We start from the raw sequence: 17,783 nt of genomic DNA, 5'->3' as shown, positions 1-17,783 counted from the left end.
TCGACCTCCCGCGACAGAGCGGCAGGCCGTGTTTCTCGGCGGTTCTCGCCGGTTCTCGTCGGTTTCTCGCCAGTTCTCGCTGTTTCTCGCCGTTTCCCGCCACGCCCCGCGCCACACCGCCGGCAGCGGCCCGACCGGACCCGGCGTCCGCCTCGTGAACACTCGCGCGCTGTGGACCTTCGTCCCGTTACCCTGACCGAGTGCGCCTTCCTCCGAAGCGCAAAGCCGACAGCCGTCGCACCTCAGGGAGCTCTTTCATGGCCTCGTTGCCAACCCCCTCGACCGGTTCCTCGAACGGAACCCGAGCCGATGCCCTCCGCGAAGCCCTCGCCACCCGCGTGGTGGTGGCCGACGGCGCGATGGGCACGATGCTCCAGGCACAGGACCCCACCCTCGAGGACTTCCAGAACCTCGAGGGCTGTAACGAGATCTTGAACGTGACCCGCCCGGACATCGTCCGCTCGGTCCACGAGGAGTACTTCGCGGTCGGCGTCGACTGCGTCGAGACGAACACGTTCGGCACGAACTTCGCCGCCTTGAGCGAGTACGACATCCCCGAGCGGAACTTCGAGCTCTCCGAGGCCGGTGCCCGCATCGCCCGCGAGGTCGCCGACGAGTTCACCGCGTCGACCGGACAGCAGCGCTGGGTCCTCGGCTCGATGGGCCCCGGCACCAAGCTGCCGACCCTGGGCCACGCCCCGTACACCGTGCTGCGCGACGCCTACCAGATCAACGCCGAAGGCATGATCGCGGGCGGCGCGGACGCCCTCCTGGTGGAGACCACCCAGGACCTCCTGCAGACCAAGTCCGCGATCCTCGGCGCCCGCCGCGCCCTGGACGCCACCGGCGCGAACCTCCCGCTGATCTGCTCGGTCACCGTCGAGACGACCGGCACGATGCTCCTCGGCTCGGAGATCGGCGCCGCGCTGACCGCCCTGGAGCCGCTGGGCATCGACATGATCGGCCTGAACTGCGCCACGGGCCCGGCCGAGATGAGCGAGCACCTGCGCTATCTCGCCCGCCACTCGCGCGTCCCGATCTCCTGCATGCCCAACGCGGGCCTGCCGGTCCTGGGCAAGGACGGCGCCCACTACCCGCTGACCGCGCCGGAGCTGGCCGACGCCCAGGAGACCTTCGTACGCGAGTACGGCCTCTCCCTGGTCGGCGGCTGCTGCGGCACGACCCCCGAGCACCTGCGCCAGGTCGTCGAGCGGGTCCGCGGTGTGGAGACGACCCGACGTGAGCCGCGCCCCGAGCCCGGCGCAGCCTCGCTCTACCAGACCGTGCCCTTCCGCCAGGACACCGCGTACATGGCGATCGGCGAGCGCACGAACGCCAACGGCTCGAAGAAGTTCCGCGAGGCCATGCTGGAGGCCCGCTGGGACGACTGCGTGGAGATGGCCCGCGACCAGATCCGCGAGGGCGCCCACATGCTCGACCTCTGCGTCGACTACGTGGGCCGTGACGGTGTGGCGGACATGGCCGAGCTCGCGGGCCGCTTCGCCACCGCCTCCACCCTGCCCATCGTCCTGGACTCCACCGAACTCCCCGTCATCCAGGCCGGGTTGGAGAAGCTGGGCGGCCGCGCGGTCATCAACTCCGTCAACTACGAGGACGGCGACGGCCCCGAGTCCCGCTTCGCGAAGGTCACCGCGCTCGCCAAGGAGCACGGCGCCGCGCTGATCGCGCTGACCATCGACGAGGAGGGCCAGGCCCGCACCGTCGAGCACAAGGTCGCCATCGCCGAGCGCCTCATCGACGACCTGACCGGCAACTGGGGCATCCACGAGTCGGACATCCTCATCGACACCCTGACCTTCACCATCTGCACCGGTCAGGAAGAGTCCCGCAAGGACGGCATCGCCACCATCGGGGCGATCCGCGAGCTCAAGCGCCGCCACCCGGACGTGCAGACCACCCTGGGCCTTTCGAACATCTCCTTCGGCCTCAACCCGGCCGCCCGTGTCGTCCTGAACTCCGTCTTCCTCGACGAGTGCGTCAAGGCGGGCCTGGACTCGGCGATCGTGCACGCCTCCAAGATCCTGCCGATCGCGCGCCTCGACGACGAGCAGGTGAAGGCGGCCCACGACCTGATCTACGACCGCCGCGCCGAAGGCTACGACCCCCTCCAGAAGCTCATGGAGCTCTTCGAGGGCGTCAACATGAAGTCGATGAAGGAGGGCAAGGCCGAGGAGCTCCTGGCCCTGCCACTGGACGAGCGCCTCCAGCGCCGCATCATCGACGGCGAGAAGAAGGGCCTGGAGACCGACCTCGACGAGGCCCTGGAGACCCGCCCGGCGCTCGACATCGTCAACGACACCCTCCTGGAGGGCATGAAGGTCGTCGGCGAGCTCTTCGGCTCGGGACAGATGCAGCTGCCCTTCGTGCTGCAGTCCGCCGAGGTCATGAAGACCGCGGTCGCTCACCTCGAACCGCACATGGAGAAGTCGGACTCCGAGGGCAAGGGCACCATCGTCCTGGCCACCGTCCGCGGCGACGTCCACGACATCGGCAAGAACCTCGTCGACATCATCCTGTCCAACAACGGCTACAACGTGGTCAACCTCGGCATCAAGCAGCCGGTGGCCGCGATCCTGGACGCCGCGGCCGAGCACCGCGCGGACGTGATCGGCATGTCGGGTCTCCTGGTGAAGTCGACCGTGATCATGAAGGAGAACCTGGAGGAGCTCAATCAGCGCAAGATGGCCGCCGACTTCCCGGTGATCCTCGGCGGCGCCGCGCTCACCCGTGCGTACGTCGAGCAGGACCTGCACGAGATCTACGAGGGCGAGGTCCGCTACGCCCGCGACGCGTTCGAGGGCCTGCGCCTGATGGACGCCCTCATCGCGGTCAAGCGCGGCGTCCCCGGCGCCACGCTGCCCGAGCTGAAGCAGCGCCGGGTGGCCAAGAAGGACACTCCCGTCCTGGAGGTGTCCGAGGACGAGGGCCCCGCCCGTTCGGACGTCTCCGTCGACAACCCGCTCCCGACCCCGCCGTTCTGGGGCACCCGCGTCGTCAAGGGCATCCAGCTCAAGGAGTACGCGTCCTGGCTGGACGAGGGTGCCCTGTTCAAGGGCCAGTGGGGCCTCAAGCAGGCCAGGACCGGCGCCGGGCCCTCGTACGAGGAGCTGGTGGAGACCGAGGGGCGGCCCCACCTGCGCGGCTGGCTCGACGAGCTGCACACCAAGAACATGCTCGAGGCAGCCGTCGTCTACGGCTACTTCCCCTGTGTCTCCAAGGGCGACGACCTGATCATCCTGGACGACGAGGGCAACGAGCGCACCCGCTTCTCCTTCCCGCGCCAGCGCCGGGGCCGGCGCCTGTGCCTGGCGGACTTCTTCCGCCCGGAGGAGTCCGGCGAGACCGACGTGGTCGGCCTGCAGGTCGTCACCGTCGGTTCGAAGATCGGTGAGGCCACCGCCGAGCTGTTCGCCGCCGACTCCTACCGCGACTACCTCGAACTGCACGGCCTGTCCGTGCAGTTGGCCGAGGCGCTCGCCGAGTACTGGCACGCGCGCGTGCGTGCCGAGCTCGGCTTCGGGGGAGAGGACCCCGCCGACGTCGAGGACATGTTCGCCCTGAAGTACCGCGGAGCCCGCTTCTCGCTCGGCTACGGCGCCTGCCCCGACCTGGAGGACCGCGCGAAGATCGCCGAGCTCCTGGAGCCGGAGCGGATCGGTGTGCAGCTCTCCGAGGAGTTCCAGCTCCACCCGGAGCAGTCCACGGACGCGATCGTCATCCACCACCCCGAGGCGAAATACTTCAACGCGCGTTAAGCGGTCAAGTCGTACACTTGTCGGTCCAGCGCAGGCCGGTTGCTCCCCCGTCAAAAGGGAGCAACCGGCCTTCTCGTCCCTCATGGAGGTGTGCCCGGATGACCAGTACGGTTCCCGCGCTCGGTACCCGAACGGCCGAAGGCTCCGCCCTGCAGGCGGTGCTCCTCGACATGGACGGAACACTCGTGGACACCGAGGGGTTCTGGTGGGACGCCGAGGTCGAGGTCTTCGCGTCACTCGGACATACGCTCGACGAGGCCTGGCGTGACGTGGTCGTCGGCGGTCCCATGACGCGCAGTGCCGGATTCCTCATCGCGTCCACCGGTGCGGACATCACGGTGCCCGAGCTGACCGTGCTGCTCAACGACGGCTTCGAGGACCGCATCGGCCGCGCCCTGCCGCTGATGCCGGGGGCCGCCCGGCTGCTTGCCGAGCTCGCCGCGCACGAGGTGCCGATGGCACTGGTCTCCGCGTCGCACCGGCGCATCATCGACCGCGTGCTCGACTCGATCGGATCCCATCACTTCACGCTCACCGTCGCGGGCGACGAGGTGACCCGGACCAAGCCGCACCCGGACCCCTATCTCCTCGCGGCGGCGGGGGTTGGCGCGGAACCGGCCAGATGTGCCGTCATCGAGGACACCGCGACGGGCGTCGCGGCGGCCGAGGCCGCGGGCTGCAGAGTGGTGGCCGTACCGTCCGTCGCGCCCATCGCCCCAGCGTCAGGCAGGACCATCGTCCCGTCCCTCGAACACGTCAACCTGCCTTTCCTGCAAGGCCTGATGGCCGGAAAGCGCTGAACAGTTGAAGTTGTGACCTTTCCCACTCCATAGGGGGTCGACAGTCGCTCACGGCTGTGCCGGACCTCCGATATGGGCGGGTTGTGGAGTGGCGTTGTGTCCTGATTGAGGGGAACCTGACGAAACCTTCCCGTGTCGGGTTATCGGTGTGTCCGCGCCCGGTTTCGCTGCGTGATTGGGGGTCAACTCCGGTCCCTTCCGGCCCTCCTGGTGGCGCGGACTAATGTCGTCGCGAGAACATCGCCTTGCCCCCACGGACCGACTGACCCCACCCCTCGTTGCCGGTCCCGACGGGACCAACAGCTCTGGAGAACGTCGAGCATGAACCGTAAGACTTTGGTGCTGCCGGCCGTCATCGGTCTGCTCGCTCCCGCGCTCGCGGCGTGCGGAGGGGCGGGCGACGGTGGGGGAGACGACGCGATCGCCGTCGGCACCACGGACCGGTTCGCCACCTCGCCCGAGGTCCCGGCTCCCTTCGACCCGGCGTACGCCTATGACGCGGGCTCCTGGAACATCCTGCGCCAGACGGTCCAGACGCTGATGGCCATGCCGCGCGGCGACGGCGAGCCGGAGCCGGAGGCCGCCGAGAGGTGCGGGTTCACCGACACCGGCAACGAGCGCTACGAGTGCACGCTGCGCAAGGGCCTGAAGTTCGCCGACGGCAAGCCGCTGACCGCCACCGATGTGAAGTTCTCCATCGAGCGGGTGCGGGACATCAAGGTCAAGGACCCCAGCGGCTCCGACGGCCTGGTGGCCAACGTCGACGCGATCGAGACCCAGGGCGACCGGGGCGTCGTCTTCCACCTCAAGAGCCCCGACGCGACCTTCCCGTACAAGCTGGCCACGCCCACCGCGGGCATCGTCAGCTCGGACCACTACGAGAAGAACAAGCTGCGCGACGGCTTCGACGTGGACGGCTCGGGCCCCTACACCGCCAAGCAAGAGGTCAAGGGCAACCAGCTCATCAAGACGGTGTTCTCCAAGAACCCCGACTACAAGGGCGCGTTGAAGCCCAAGAGCGACGAGATCGAGCTGCGCAACTACGACTCCACCGACGCCATGGGCAAGGCCCTCAAGAGCGGCGACATCGACATGATGACGCGCACCATGTCGCCCGAGCAGATCAAGCAGCTCGACGAGGACCCGGGCAAGAACATCGAGCTGGTCGAGATGCCCGGCCTGGAGATCCGCTACCTCGGCTTCAACACGGACGCCACCACCGTCAAGTCCAAGGCCGTCCGCCAGGCCATGGCGCAGGTCATCGACCGCGGCGCCCTCGCGACCGGCGTGTACGGCGACGCGGCCGAGCCGCTCTACTCCCTGGTGCCGACCACGGTCACGGGCCACACCAACTCGTTCTTCAACAAGTATGGCGACCCGAGCGCGGCCAAGGCCCGCAACCTGCTGCAGAAGGCCGACATCAGTACCCCGGTCAAGCTCACCCTGCACTACACGACCGACCACTACGGCCCGGCCACCAAGAAGGAGTTCGAGCTGCTCAAGAAGCAGCTCAACGCCAGCGGCCTGTTCGACGTGTCGATCAAGGGCGAGGTCTGGAACACCTTCCGCGCCGCCGAGCAGAAGGGCGCGTACGACGTCTACGGGATGGGCTGGTTCCCCGACTTCCCCGACGCCGACAACTTCCTCGCGCCGTTCCTCGACAAGGACAACTTCCTCGGCTCGCCGTACGTGAACCGCACCATCAACGAGGAGCTGATCCCGCACTCGCGCCGCGAGGCGGACCGGCTCACCGCCTCCAAGAGCATCCAGAGGATCCAGGACATCGTCGCCGAGGACGTGCCGGTGCTCCCTCTCTGGCAGGGCAGGCAGTACATCGCCGCCCGCGACGACATCACGGGCGTCGAGTGGGCCCTCAACTCCTCCTCGAACCTGCAGCTGTGGGAGCTCGGCCGCGGTGTGAGCGGCTGACCTCCGCGCACACCGGCACACCGCCGGACTCCGCTCCACCGATGGACATCAACGACAAGGCACGTACGTGAAATTGCGGAACCAGTGGCTGGCCCTGCCCCTCACGGGAGGACTGGCCGCCGCCCTGCTGACCGGCTGCGGCACGGAATCGGGTGGAGCGGGGGAGGACGGCGACTCGGTGGTGATGGGGATGTCGGACGACGTCCTGGCCACCGACCCGGCATCCGGCTACGACCCCGGGTCATGGCTCCTGTTCAACAACGTCTTCCAGTCCCTGATGAGCTTCCCGAACGGGGCCACGGAGCCGGAGCCCGAGGCCGCCAAGGAGTGCGGCTTCACCGACACGGAGACCAAGGTCTTCGAGTGCACGCTGCGGGACGGCCTGAAGTTCAGCAACGGCAACGCGCTGACCTCGAAGGACGTCAAGTACTCCTTCGACCGCATGATGAAGATCAACGACGACGCCGGTCCGGCGATCATGTTCCCGATGCTCGACCGCGTCGAGACTCCGAACGCCAAGAAGGTCGTCTTCAAGCTCAAGTACGCCGACGCGACCTTCCCCAGCAAGATCGCTTCCGGTGCGGGCTCCATCGTCGACCACGCCTCGTACGACATGGACGCGCTGCGCGGGGGCGACGAGGCCACGGGCTCGGGACCGTACAAGCTTGACTCCTTCGACAAGGAGCAGGCGGTCTTCTCGGTCAACCCCGACTACAAGGGCACCGCCAAGGTGAAGAACAAGGGCGTCACCCTCAAGTTCTTCCACGACGACCAGAAGGGCCTGAAGAAGGCGCTCCTGAACGACGAGATCGACATCGCGTACCGAGGCCTCGCCGCCAAGGACATCGAGGACATCGAGCAGGACACCTCCGACGCGAGCCAGAACATCGACGTCGTCGAGGGCACCAGCGCCGAGGTCCAGCACCTGGTCTTCAACATGAAGGACCCGGTCGCGGGCAAGCTGGGCGTCCGCAAGGCCATGGCGTACCTCCTGGACCGTGACGCCCTGGTCAAGGACGTCTACCGGGACACGGCGACGCCGCTGTACTCGATCGTCCCGGCCGGGATCGGCGGTCACAACACCGCCTTCTTCGACACCTACGGCGCCCGCCCGCAGCGCTCCAAGGCCGCGGCCGCCCTGCGCGCGGAGGGCCTGAGCGGCAAGGTCAAGCTCACGCTCTGGTCCACGCCCTCGCGTTACGGCCCCTCGACCGACCAGGAGCTGAAGGCGATAGCCAAGCAGCTCAACGCGAGCGGTCTGTTCGACGCCGACGTGAAGTCGATCGAATTCAGCCAGTACGAGCGGGACATCAAGTCCGGCAAGTACGGCGTCTATGTCAAGGGCTGGGTGCCGGACTACCCGGATCCGGACAACTTCACGCAGCCGTTCTTCGGCAAGGGCAACGTTCTGGAGAACCGCTACCAGAACAGCGACATCACCGGGAAGATCATCCCCGGCACCGCCGCCGAGACCGACCGCACCAAGACCGACGAGGACTACTCCGACCTCCAGGACATCGTCGCGAACGAGCTGCCGATCCTGCCGGTCTGGCAGGCCAAGCAGTACGCGGTCATCCGTGACGACGTGTACGGCGTCGAGTCGTGCCTCGACGCGTCGACGGTGTTCCGCTTCTGGGAGCTCAGCAAGGCCTGATCGCGGGAACGAAAAAGGTGGCCGCCCCTGGCTCAGGGGCGGCCACCTTTTTTCCTTCTCTTACTGGGCGCCGGGCCGCACCAGGCCGCTCTCGTACGCGTACACGGCCGCCTGCACCCGGTCGCGCAGCCCGAGCTTCGTGAGCACATGGCCCACATGCGTCTTGACCGTTGTCTCGCTCACGAACAGGTCCGCCGCGATCTCCGCGTTCGACAGGCCGCGCGCCACCAGCTTGAGGACCTCGACCTCCCGCTCGGTGAGCGTGTGCAAGGTGTCGGGCACCGGCTCGTCGCCCGACGGGAGATGACCCGCGTACTTGTCGAGGAGCCTGCGCGTGATGCTCGGCGCGAGCATCGCCTCGCCCGACGCGACCACACGGATCGCCTGCACCAGCTCGTTCGCCGGGGCGTCCTTGAGCAGGAAGCCGCTGGCACCCGCCCGCAGCGCCTCCACCACGTACTCGTCGAGGTCGAAGGTGGTCAGGACCAGGACCTTCGCCGGTCCGTCCCGGCCGGGCCCGGTGATCTGCCGGGTCGCCTCGACACCGTCCATCCGCGGCATGCGGATGTCCATCAGGACCACATCGGGCTGCAGCGCCCGCACCTGGTCGAGAGCCTGCAGGCCGTCTCCGGCCTCGCCGACGACCGCGACGTCCTGCTCGGCCTCCAGAATCATCCGGAACCCGGTGCGCAGCAGTGGCTGGTCGTCGACCAGTAGGACACGGATCGCCACGTAACTCTCCTTAGCTAGCCCGGGGCCATTCTGCCCTGCGCGTCCTCTTCGGACTCGGGCACCCTCACCGCAAGGGGGTACGGCGGGGGAGTCCCGCCGAATTCCGGACATACGGCCTGGTGGTCGCACCAGCCGCAGAGCTTCGTCGGCCGCGGCCGCCAGTCACCCGTCTCGGTGGCGAGCGTGATCGCCTCCCACAGCGCGTGCAGCTTCCGCTCGACCTGTTCGAGGTCCTCGGTCCTGGGGTCGTACGTGATGACGTCGCCGCTGCCCAGATAGACCAGCTGGAGGCGGCGCGGGATCACGCCCTTCAGGCGCCACACCACCAGGGCGTAGAACTTCATCTGGAAGAGCGCGCCCTCCGCATACTCGGGGCGGGGGGCCTTGCCCGTCTTGTAGTCGACGATGCGGACCTCGCCGGTGGGCGCCACGTCCACGCGGTCGATGATGCCGCGCAGCTTCAGGCCCGAGTCCAGCTCCGCCTGCACGAACAGCTCGCGCTCGGCGGGCTCCAGGCGGGTCGGGTCCTCCAGGGTGAACCAGCGCTCGACGAGCTTCTCCGCGTCCGCCAGCCAGCGCGCAAGCCGCTCGCCCTGCTCGTCGCCGGCGAACAGCTCCGTCAGCTCGGGCTTGGCCTCGCGCAGGCGGTCCCACTGGCCCGGGATCAGGGCCTTGGCGCGCGGCGCGGTCCGCTCGCCCGCAGGCGCGTCGAAGAGCCGCTCCAGGACGGCGTGCACCAGCGTGCCGCGGGTCGCCGCCTCGCTGGGCTTCTCCGGCAGCTTGTCGATCACCCGGAACCGGTAGAGCAAGGGGCACTGCATGAAGTCACTGGCGCGCGACGGCGACAGGGACGCCGGACGCACGGCCGTCACGGCCGTCACGGCACCCTCGGTCCTTGTTTCCATGAGGACAGACCCTACGACCCGCCACTGACAACAGCCGCATACCATCGACGACAGACCCTCTCGCCCTGCATGATCGTGCGTGTACCGCGCCGGACAGGAGCGAGGGACGCTTATCGAACGAGGGGACATCGTGGACGAGAGCGGCGGGAGCGGCAGGCCGCGGTCCGACGGGACGGACGGCCTGCGGCCGGACGAGGCGGACGGCCACCCGGAGTCGCCACGTCCGGTGGACACGGCCGACTCCGCGAGGCCCGTGCAGGGAGGCTCCGAGGGCGCGGAGGGCCCTGACAGCACCGCCGGCACCGCCGGTGGTGACAGCGGCGACGGCGGCGACGGCACCGCCCGGCCCCAGGCCCCCGATGCGGCACCCGACCAGGCACCGCGTCCCGTGGAGGAACCCCCGCGGCCCGGCGACCGCCTCACGAAGATCCCGCAGGACCCGCCCGCGAAGACGCCGCGGGACGCCCACCCCGACTACGCCCACGCCAGCCACGGCCCCGCTCCCAAGCTCACCCCTCCCAAGGACAAGAAGGGCCCCGGGGGAGGGCTGCTGATGGGGCGCCCCTTCGGCGTGCCCGTGTACGTGGCGCCGAGCTGGTTCCTCGTCGCCGCCCTCATCACCTGGGTCTTCGGCGGCCAGCTCGACCGCGTCCTGCCCGAACTCGGCAACGCCCGTTACCTCGTCTCCCTCTTCTTCGCCGTCGCCTTCTACGCCTCCGTGCTCGTCCACGAGCTGGCCCACACCGTCGCCGCCCTGCGCTTCAAACTGCCGGTGCGCCGCATCCAGCTGCAGTTCTTCGGCGGGGTCTCGGAGATCGAGAAGGAGTCGGAGACACCGGGACGCGAGTTCGTCCTCGCCTTCGTGGGCCCGCTGCTCTCCCTCGTCCTCGCGGGCGTCTTCTACGCGGGCATGCGCGCCGTCGAACCCGGCACCGTGCCCGGCGTCCTGCTCGCCGGCCTGATGATCTCCAACCTCATCGTGGCCGCCTTCAACCTTCTGCCGGGCCTGCCCCTGGACGGCGGCCGCATGCTCCGCGCCGTCGTCTGGAAGATCACCGGCAAGCCCATGAGCGGCACGATCGCCGCCGCCTGGGTCGGCCGCGCGCTCGCCATCTCCGTCCTGATCGGCCTGCCCCTCCTCAACCAGTCCGGCGCGCTCGGCGGCGAGACCCAGGACATCGGCGGCATGGACACCGTCACGGACGCCCTGCTGGCCGCGATCCTCGCCGCGATCATCTGGACCGGCGCGGGGAACAGCCTCCGCATGGCCCGGCTGCGCGAACACCTGCCCGAGCTCCGCGCCCGCGCCCTGACCCGCCGCGCCGTCCCCGTCGAGAGCAACACCCCGCTCTCCGAGGCGCTGCGCCGCGCCAACGACGCGGGCGCCCGCGCCCTCGTCGTGGTCGACGCCGACGGCGACCCGATGTCGGTGGTCCGCGAGGCCGGCATCGTCGGCGTGCCCGAGCACCGCCGCCCCTGGGTCACCGTCAGCGGCCTCGCCCAGGACATCACCGAAGGCATGCGGATCTCCGCCGAGCTCGCAGGCGAAGAGCTCCTCGACACCCTCCGGGCGACGCCCGCCACGGAGTACCTCGTGGTCGAGGCCTCCGGGGAGATCTACGGAGTCCTGTCCGCCGCCGATGTGGAGCGCGCCTTCGTCAAGGCGATGGCCCGCCCCAGCTGACGCCGCCACCCTGGTCCTGGGCCCCCGCACGGGCCGGTAGGCTGTTCACATGTCCGAACCGACCGGTGCCGCCCGCCGACGCGGGCCCTTCAAGGTCGGGGACCAGGTTCAGCTGACCGACCCCAAGGGCCGCCACTACACGTTCACGCTCGAGGCCGGGAAGAACTTCCACACCCACAAGGGTTCCTTCCCCCACGACGAGCTGATCGGTGCTCCCGAGGGCAGCGTTGTCCGCACCACGGGAAACGTCGCCTACCTCGCGCTGCGCCCCCTGCTCCCCGACTATGTCCTTTCCATGCCCCGCGGCGCCGCCGTGGTCTACCCCAAGGACGCGGGGCAGATCCTGGCCTTCGCGGACATCTTCCCCGGCGCCCGCGTCGTCGAGGCGGGTGTGGGCTCCGGCTCGCTCAGCAGCTTCCTCCTGCGCGCCATCGGCGACGAGGGGATGCTGCACTCGTACGAACGCCGCGAGGACTTCGCCGAGATCGCCCAGCAGAACGTGGAGCGCTACTTCGGCGCCCCGCACCCCGCCTGGCAGCTCACCGTCGGCGACCTCCAGGACAACCTGAGCGACACCGACGTCGACCGCGTCATCCTCGACATGCTCGCCCCCTGGGAGTGCCTGGACGTCGTCTCCAAGGCGCTCGTCCCGGGCGGCATCCTCTGCTGCTACGTCGCGACCACCACCCAGCTCGCGAGGACCGTCGAGTCCATCCGAGAGATCGGCGGCTTCAACGAGCCGACCGCCTGGGAATCGATGATCCGCAACTGGCACGTCGAGGGCCTCGCGGTCCGCCCCGACCATCGCATGATCGGCCACACCGGCTTCCTGCTCACCGCCCGCCGCCTCGCGGACGGCGTCGAGCCGCCCATGCGCCGCCGCCGCCCCTCCAAGGGCGCGTACGGCGACGACTACACCGGCCCGAACGCCGGCGGCGGCACACCCCGCGCGGAGGGCTGACAGCGCTGACAGCGCAGTCACCCGCGTACACCCGCTGAACGCACTGGCGCCGCAGCCGAGTTCCCCCTTCGACCGGGGAACTCGGCTGCGGCGCCTTTCCGTTCACGGAAGCCGTCGACCCCGGTGTTCCGCCTCACTGTGAGGTATGGCACGATGCTGGCCACCTCCCCCACCGGCACAGCCCTCACAGGAGACACTCCTAGTGCAGCACCCCGCCGTCCCGGAACTGGCACACAACACCACCCGCCCCATCCACTGGCTGGCCACCGCGGCCGCGCTCGCCGCCGTCATCGCCGGCTCGTCCTTTCTGCAGCCCGACCCCGCGAACGCCGCCCAGCCGGGCTCCAAGCCGTCGAGCAAGACCGCGGCGGCCCCCGCGCCCGCCCCGGACGCGGCCACCGTCACGTACCCCATCACCTGCGGCAGCGTGAAACCCGTGGTCAAGAAGAAGGCCTCCGGGGACCTCGACGGGGACGGCAGATCCGAGACCGTCGCCGTGGTGCACTGCGCCGCCGGATCGGGCACGCCCCCCGACGGCGTGTACGTCGTCACGCGGGCCACGCAGGGCAAGCCGAGGGTCGTCGCCACCCTCGTCGACCCTGGGGACCGCCAGAACGTCAGCGACTTCGCCGTACGTGATGGTGTGATCACCGCCACGCTCCTCGGGTACTCGTCACCGAGCGTGCCCAGCTGCTGCCCGGACCTCGAGGACGAGGCCAAGTGGCAATGGAAGGACGGCACGTTCGCGCGGTCCACGCCGGCCGGGGCGCACAGCGTGTGACCGAAGAGACACGAAGAAGGGCCTGTGCCCGCCGTCCGACGGCGGGCACAGGCCCTTCTTCATCGCTGAGTTCGCGGCCTCACGCCGCGTCGGGGCCGTAGACCTCCACGCTGTCCGAAACGCGACGCACGTGGATGCAGTCGCCGGGGCACTCCTTCGCCGAGTCCGCCACATCACGCAGAAGCGTCAGCGGTACGGGCGTTGTGGCGCCCGGCGTCTGCAGGAGCTCGTCGTCACCGCTCTTCACATAGGCCAGACCGTCGATGTCCAGCTCGAAGACCTCGGGCGCGTACTGCGCGCAGATGCCGTCGCCGGTACAGAGGTCCTGGTCGATCCAGACCTCCAGGAGATCGCGGCCCTCAGGGCCGGTCCCAGCCTCGTTCTGCACGGTCATCTCTCCTGCCGATCGCTGCGTCGAGCCCACCGACTCGGGTACAAGTCGGGCCAGCCCTGACGGGTGTTGAACGCTTCGACGATACAACCGCCCGCTTTCCGATGTTGCTGGGTGGGTAATGACCTGACGTGAGGGAGAGCGCAAGGGTGAAGATCGGACACACCTCTACCGTCTTTGTGATCTAGGGGTTTCAATCGACACCCACCCAGGTAGGGTCTGGAAGCGTCCAGCTCCCCTTGGAGGAGGTGAGGACCGTGGCAGCCCACGACGACGACATCAACCGCGGCATCCGGCCGGGGCGAGGGTCTGAGGACCCCGCCGGTCAGGTTGCCTATCTCGAGCAGGAAATCGCCGTCCTGCGACGCAAGCTCGCCGACTCTCCGCGGCATACGAGGATTCTCGAAGAGCGGATCGTCGAGCTGCAGACCAACCTGGCCGGCGTATCCGCACAGAACGAGCGGCTCGCCAACACGCTCCGTGAGGCCCGAGACCAGATCGTGGCCCTCAAGGAGGAAGTCGACCGGCTCGCGCAGCCGCCGGCCGGCTTCGGAGTCTTCCTCGTGGCGAACGAGGACGGCACGGCGGACATCTTCACCGGGGGCCGCAAGCTCCGGGTGAACGTCAGCCCCAGCGTGGAGCTCGAAGAGCTCAGGCGCGGCCAGGAAGTAATGCTCAACGAAGCGCTCAACGTGGTCGAGGCCATGGAGTACGAGAGCGTGGGGGACATCGTCACCCTCAAGGAGATCCTCGAGGACGGCGAGCGCGCCCTGGTGGTCGGGCACACCGACGAGGAGCGGGTGGTACGGCTCGCCGAGCCACTCCTCGACGTCACCATCCGCCCCGGCGACGCACTCCTGCTCGAACCCCGCTCCGGCTACGTCTACGAAGTGGTTCCCAAGAGCGAGGTCGAAGAGCTCGTCCTCGAAGAGGTACCGGACATCGGCTACGAACAGATCGGCGGCCTGGGCAACCAGATCGAGCTGATCCGCGACGCGGTCGAACTGCCCTACCTCTACCCGGACCTCTTCAGGGAGCACGAACTGCGGCCGCCCAAGGGCGTCCTGCTGTACGGGCCCCCCGGCTGCGGCAAGACGCTGATCGCGAAGGCCGTCGCCAACTCCCTTGCCAAGAAGGTCGCCGAGGTGACCGGAGCGGCTGCGGGGAAGAGCTTCTTCCTCAACATCAAGGGCCCCGAACTCCTCAACAAGTACGTCGGCGAGACCGAGCGTCACATCCGCCTGGTCTTCCAGCGTGCGAGGGAGAAGGCGAGCGAGGGCACCCCCGTCATCGTCTTCTTCGACGAGATGGAATCCCTCTTCCGCACCCGCGGATCCGGAGTCAGCTCGGACGTGGAGAACACCATCGTCCCCCAGCTGCTCGCCGAGATCGACGGCGTGGAAGGCCTGGAGAACGTCATCGTCATCGGTGCCTCCAACCGTGAGGACATGATCGACCCCGCGATCCTGCGGCCAGGACGACTCGACGTGAAGATCAAGATCGAGCGCCCGGACGCCCAGGCGGCGAAGGACATCTTCGCCAAGTACCTCACCGAGCGGCTCCCGCTGCACGCGGACGACCTCGCCGAACACAGCGCCGACCGGCGTACCACCGTGGACGGCATGATCCAGTCCGTCGTGGAGCAGATGTACGCGGAGTCCGAGGAGAACCGCTTCCTCGAGGTGACGTACGCCAACGGCGACAAGGAAGTCCTGTACTTCAAGGACTTCAACTCCGGCGCCATGATCGAGAACATCGTCGGACGCGCCAAGAAGATGGCCATCAAGGCCTTCCTCGACGCCAACCAGAAGGGCATCAGGGTCTCTCACCTCCTGCAGGCTTGCATCGACGAGTTCAAGGAGAACGAGGACCTGCCCAACACCACGAACCCGGACGACTGGGCCCGCATCTCCGGCAAGAAGGGCGAACGGATCGTGTACATCCGTACGCTCGTCACCGGAAAGCAGGGCGCGGACACCGGGCGCTCCATCGACACGGTGGCGAACACCGGTCAGTACCTGTAGAAGACAGGGCGGCTGCGGGTGTCCTTCGTGGGTACCCGCAGCTGTCTGTTTTTCAATGAAGGCAATGATCTCCCCACCAGCGCAAAGGCGCTCTAGGCTCTTCGGTACCGCCGAGTCGCGCAGTGCGGGGACGGGCACCGCACACGCACCGGAGAACCAGCGGTACTTGAGCGCCGTTCCCGAAGGGGAGCGCCGCCGGGCAAGGAGGGCCGCATGACCGTACGGCGAGTAATGGGCATCGAGACGGAGTACGGCATCTCCGTCCCCGGCCACCCGAACGCCAATGCCATGCTCACCTCGTCCCAGATCGTCAACGCCTACGCCGCGGCGATGCACCGGGCGCGACGCGCCCGCTGGGACTTCGAGGAGGAGAACCCCCTGCGGGACGCACGGGGCTTCGACCTCGCCCGTGAGACCGCCGATGCCAGTCAGCTCACCGACGAGGACATCGGCCTCGCCAACGTGATCCTCACCAATGGGGCGCGCCTCTACGTCGACCACGCGCACCCCGAGTACAGCTCACCCGAGGTCACCAACCCCTGGGACGCCGTCCTGTGGGACAAGGCGGGCGAACGCATCATGGCGGAGGCGGCCGAACGCGCCGCGCAGCTGCCCGGCGCCCAGCCGATCCACCTCTACAAGAACAACACCGACAACAAGGGCGCCTCGTACGGCACGCACGAGAACTATCTGATGAAGCGGGAGACCCCCTTCTCGGACATCGTGCGCCACCTGACGCCGTTCTTCGTGTCCCGGCAGGTCATCACGGGCGCCGGCCGCGTCGGCATCGGCCAGGACGGCCACGAGCACGGCTTCCAGCTCAGCCAGCGCGCCGACTACTTCGAGGTCGAGGTGGGCCTGGAGACCACCCTCAAGCGGCCCATCATCAACACTCGGGACGAGCCGCACTCCGACGCCGAGAAGTACCGCCGCCTGCACGTCATCATCGGCGACGCGAACCTCTCCGAGATCTCGACGTATCTGAAACTGGGCACGACATCCCTGGTCCTCGCCATGATCGAGGACGGCTTCATCGCGGTGGATCTCGCCGTCGACCAGCCCGTGCGCACCCTGCACCAGGTCTCGCACGACCCGACACTCAAGCGCCTGATCACGCTCCGTAGCGGCCGGACACTGACCGCGGTCCAGCTCCAGATGGAGTACTTCGAGCTGGCCCGCAAATACGTGGAGGAGCGGTACGGCTCCGACGCCGACGAGCAGACCAAGGACGTCCTCGCCCGCTGGGAAGACGTCCTGGGCCGTCTGGAGAGCGATCCGATGAGCCTCTCCGGAGAGCTCGACTGGGTCGCCAAGCGGGAGCTCATGGAGGGCTACCGCCGCCGTGACAGCCTCGACTGGGACGCGGCGCGGCTGCACCTGGTCGACCTCCAGTACGCGGACGTACGGCCCGACAAGGGCCTCTACAACCGTCTGGTGGCCCGAGGCAAGATGAAGCGCCTTCTGGAGGAGCCTCAGGTCGAGCGCGCCCAGACCAAGCCTCCTGAGGACACGCGCGCGTACTTCCGCGGCCGGTGCCTGGAGCAGTACGCGGACGACGTGGCCGCTGCCTCATGGGATTCGGTCATCTTCGACCTTCCTGGCCGCGACTCGCTCCAGCGCGTGCCCACACTGGAGCCGCTGCGCGGCACGCGGAACCACGTCAAGGAGCTCCTGGACCGCTGCCGCACGGCAGAGGACCTAGTACGGGTGCTCTCCGGAGGCTGAAAGACCCGGCGTGTGGGAATCATCGAGGTGGTCCCCGGACGTTGCAGTAACTACGGGGCCGATGTCAGACCTGGCTTATAGGGTCTGATCAAGTGCATCGAACCTAACGAGCGGGGTGAGGTAGATGGCGACCAAGGACACCGGCGGCGGACAGCAGAAGGCAACGCGTTCCACCGAGGAGGTCGAGGAGCAGACAGAGGAAGCGCAGGGCTCCGAAGACCTCAAGGAGCGCCAGGAGAAGCTGAGCGACGACGTGGACTCCGTCCTGGACGAGATCGACGACGTGCTTGAAGAGAACGCCGAGGACTTCGTTCGCTCATTTGTTCAAAAGGGCGGGCAGTAACGGGCGCGGCGGGCGAGGGCGCGAGCGGTGCCGGGAATGCGTGGCGGAGTACCGGGCCGCGCATGACCGGCGGCGTCG

The 17,783-nt window shown here is 68.4% G+C and carries 13 protein-coding genes; 10 read left to right on the top strand and 3 right to left on the bottom strand.

What is annotated here, in order from left to right:
* The first annotated feature begins 257 nt into the window (after positions 1 to 257).
* The 4 genes from metH (at position 258) to ABD378_RS12420 (ending at position 8,159) form a co-directional block, all read left to right on the top strand.
* Positions 258 to 3,776, top strand: coding sequence for a methionine synthase (gene metH / locus ABD378_RS12435; RefSeq protein WP_344520712.1), 3,519 nt, complete (start codon positions 258 to 260; stop codon positions 3,774 to 3,776).
* A 98-nt stretch (positions 3,777 to 3,874) separates the two neighbouring features.
* Positions 3,875 to 4,576, top strand: a complete 702-nt coding sequence (locus ABD378_RS12430) for an HAD-IA family hydrolase (protein ID WP_344520711.1) — start codon at positions 3,875 to 3,877, stop codon at positions 4,574 to 4,576.
* A 321-nt stretch (positions 4,577 to 4,897) separates the two neighbouring features.
* A complete protein-coding gene (locus tag ABD378_RS12425) occupies positions 4,898 to 6,505 on the top strand; it encodes an ABC transporter substrate-binding protein (RefSeq protein ID WP_344520710.1) in 1,608 nt (535 codons plus the stop codon).
* A gap of 67 nt (positions 6,506 to 6,572) precedes the next feature.
* Positions 6,573 to 8,159: an ABC transporter substrate-binding protein gene (locus ABD378_RS12420; RefSeq protein ID WP_344520709.1), complete on the top strand. Its 1,587-nt coding sequence runs from the start codon at positions 6,573 to 6,575 to the stop codon at positions 8,157 to 8,159.
* A 60-nt stretch (positions 8,160 to 8,219) separates the two neighbouring features.
* Here the strand turns inward: ABD378_RS12420 and ABD378_RS12415 are convergent, their stop codons facing one another.
* Both ABD378_RS12415 and ABD378_RS12410 read right to left on the bottom strand, forming a co-directional pair.
* Entirely contained in the window at positions 8,220 to 8,891 is a 672-nt protein-coding gene (locus ABD378_RS12415) for a response regulator (RefSeq protein ID WP_135332738.1), read from the bottom strand.
* A 14-nt stretch (positions 8,892 to 8,905) separates the two neighbouring features.
* On the bottom strand, positions 8,906 to 9,796 hold the full coding sequence (locus ABD378_RS12410) for a RecB family exonuclease (protein WP_344520708.1): 891 nt from the start codon (positions 9,794 to 9,796) through the stop codon (positions 8,906 to 8,908).
* Positions 9,797 to 9,926: 130 nt separating this feature from the next.
* Between ABD378_RS12410 and ABD378_RS12405 the strand changes: the two genes are divergently transcribed.
* From ABD378_RS12405 to ABD378_RS12395, 3 genes are all read left to right on the top strand, one after another.
* Complete coding sequence (locus tag ABD378_RS12405; RefSeq protein ID WP_344520706.1) at positions 9,927 to 11,480, top strand: site-2 protease family protein; 1,554 nt, start codon at positions 9,927 to 9,929, stop codon at positions 11,478 to 11,480.
* 49 nt (positions 11,481 to 11,529) lie between these two features.
* Entirely contained in the window at positions 11,530 to 12,441 is a 912-nt protein-coding gene (locus ABD378_RS12400) for a tRNA (adenine-N1)-methyltransferase (protein WP_344520705.1), read from the top strand.
* A gap of 202 nt (positions 12,442 to 12,643) precedes the next feature.
* Entirely contained in the window at positions 12,644 to 13,222 is a 579-nt protein-coding gene (locus ABD378_RS12395; RefSeq protein ID WP_344520704.1) for a hypothetical protein, read from the top strand.
* A gap of 79 nt (positions 13,223 to 13,301) precedes the next feature.
* On the opposite strand, the gene ABD378_RS12390 is transcribed toward ABD378_RS12395, so the two are convergent.
* Complete coding sequence (locus ABD378_RS12390) at positions 13,302 to 13,616, bottom strand: ferredoxin (RefSeq protein ID WP_344520703.1); 315 nt, start codon at positions 13,614 to 13,616, stop codon at positions 13,302 to 13,304.
* A 254-nt stretch (positions 13,617 to 13,870) separates the two neighbouring features.
* Between ABD378_RS12390 and arc the strand changes: the two genes are divergently transcribed.
* The 3 genes from arc (at position 13,871) to ABD378_RS12375 (ending at position 17,705) form a co-directional block, all read left to right on the top strand.
* Complete coding sequence (arc, locus tag ABD378_RS12385) at positions 13,871 to 15,637, top strand: proteasome ATPase (protein ID WP_160503984.1); 1,767 nt, start codon at positions 13,871 to 13,873, stop codon at positions 15,635 to 15,637.
* Between the two features lie 213 nt (positions 15,638 to 15,850).
* Positions 15,851 to 17,362, top strand: coding sequence for a depupylase/deamidase Dop (gene dop / locus ABD378_RS12380; protein ID WP_344520702.1), 1,512 nt, complete (start codon positions 15,851 to 15,853; stop codon positions 17,360 to 17,362).
* A 124-nt stretch (positions 17,363 to 17,486) separates the two neighbouring features.
* Complete coding sequence (locus ABD378_RS12375; RefSeq protein ID WP_249590985.1) at positions 17,487 to 17,705, top strand: ubiquitin-like protein Pup; 219 nt, start codon at positions 17,487 to 17,489, stop codon at positions 17,703 to 17,705.
* Positions 17,706 to 17,783: the final 78 nt, after the last annotated feature.

The organism is Streptomyces rectiviolaceus (genome assembly GCF_039533825.1).
Lineage (GTDB): Bacteria > Actinomycetota > Actinomycetes > Streptomycetales > Streptomycetaceae > Streptomyces > Streptomyces rectiviolaceus.
This window is presented reverse-complemented; position numbering and strand designations above follow the sequence as displayed.

What these genes read in the sequence shown, in the direction of transcription:
- metH (WP_344520712.1), top strand. Translation starts at nt 258, where the DNA reads ATGGCCTCGTTGCCAACCCCCTCGACCGGTTCCTCGAACGGAACCCGA.
- ABD378_RS12430 (WP_344520711.1), top strand. Translation starts at nt 3,875, where the DNA reads ATGACCAGTACGGTTCCCGCGCTCGGTACCCGAACGGCCGAAGGCTCC.
- ABD378_RS12425 (WP_344520710.1), top strand. Translation starts at nt 4,898, where the DNA reads ATGAACCGTAAGACTTTGGTGCTGCCGGCCGTCATCGGTCTGCTCGCT.
- ABD378_RS12410 (WP_344520708.1), bottom strand. Translation starts at nt 9,796, where the DNA reads ATGGAAACAAGGACCGAGGGTGCCGTGACGGCCGTGACGGCCGTGCGT.
- ABD378_RS12400 (WP_344520705.1), top strand. Translation starts at nt 11,530, where the DNA reads ATGTCCGAACCGACCGGTGCCGCCCGCCGACGCGGGCCCTTCAAGGTC.
- ABD378_RS12390 (WP_344520703.1), bottom strand. Translation starts at nt 13,616, where the DNA reads ATGACCGTGCAGAACGAGGCTGGGACCGGCCCTGAGGGCCGCGATCTC.
- dop (WP_344520702.1), top strand. Translation starts at nt 15,851, where the DNA reads ATGACCGTACGGCGAGTAATGGGCATCGAGACGGAGTACGGCATCTCC.
- ABD378_RS12375 (WP_249590985.1), top strand. Translation starts at nt 17,487, where the DNA reads ATGGCGACCAAGGACACCGGCGGCGGACAGCAGAAGGCAACGCGTTCC.